Annotated in this window: 1 protein-coding gene; it reads right to left on the reverse strand. The window is 70.6% G+C overall.

What is annotated here, in order from left to right; translation table 11 throughout:
- Nucleotides 1-12: 12 nt before the first annotated feature.
- Nucleotides 13-981: a heme A synthase gene (locus ACFXGJ_RS24475; protein ID WP_378625868.1), complete on the reverse strand. Its 969-nt coding sequence runs from the start codon at nt 979-981 to the stop codon at nt 13-15.
- Nucleotides 982-1124 lie beyond the last annotated feature (143 nt).

Consider the following 1124-nt stretch of genomic DNA (forward strand, 5'->3'; position numbering starts at 1 on the left):
CGCGTGTCCGACTCAGTGCGCGGCGGCGGTTTCCCGCACCGCAGGCTCGACCGTGCGGATCCGGCCGGCGGCGTACAGCGCGGCGGTCGCCGCGGTGCAGGCCCCCGCGAGGGCGACGTGCACCGTCACCAGGGCGGCGGGGACGTGGGTCCAGAACTGGACCAGGCCGACGAGCGCCTGCGCCACGACGAGGGCCACCACGACCTTCAGTCGCAGCGTCACCGCGGCCCGTGCGCCGACCGCGTACAGGCCGAACCCGAGCCCGACCAGCAGGGCCAGGTACCCGACGAGCAGTTCCGCGTGCAGGTGCACCAGGTTGGTGATGTCGAGGTCGAGGCGTGCGACCGTGCGCTCGGGACTTTTGTCGCCCGCGTGCGGTCCGGCGCCGGTGACCATGGTGCCGGCGACGATCGTGCCCGCCAGCGCCACGCCGCTGAGCGCGGTCAGCCACCGCAACTGCTTGGGGACCGTGGTCTCCTCGACGCCGTCGTCGGGCTGGGCGATCTTGTGGAACAGCATCACCGAGAGCCACACCATCGCCATCGAGAACACCAGATGGATCGCGACGGTCCACCAGAGCAGGCCGGTGAGGACGGTGATGCCACCGATCACCGCCTGCAGCACCGTCGACAGCGGCATCAGCCAGGCGTAGACGAGCACCTCGCGGCGGCGGCCCGCGCGGGTGACCGCGAGGACGACCGCGGCCGCGGTCGCCACGACGAGGAAGGTGAGCATGCGGTTGCCGAACTCGATGCTCTGGTGGAACCACGGCGCGGTCGACGAGGACGTCGGGATGAAGCTGCCGGGGTAGCACTGCGGCCAGGTGGTGCAGCCGAGGCCGGAGGCGGTCACCCGGACCACCGCGCCGGTCACCGCGATCCCGCCCTGGCTGAGGATCACCGCGACGGCGATCCACTTCTGCACCGCCAGCGAGGGCAGCGGCAGACGGTTGACCAGGCTCACAAACCCGCGATACAGCACGGGTCCGATGGTAGAGCCCGGTCAACTACAGTCTGTCGTTGGGCTGTCGCTACCCGCGTGAGACCCGCACGATGCCGTTGAGCGTGCCCTGCACGTAGTCGCCCTCGGCGGTGATCAGACCGGACATCTGGATGGTGTCGTTG

This window comes from Rhodococcus sp. NPDC059234 (assembly GCF_042754225.1).
GTDB lineage: Bacteria > Actinomycetota > Actinomycetes > Mycobacteriales > Mycobacteriaceae > Rhodococcus_G.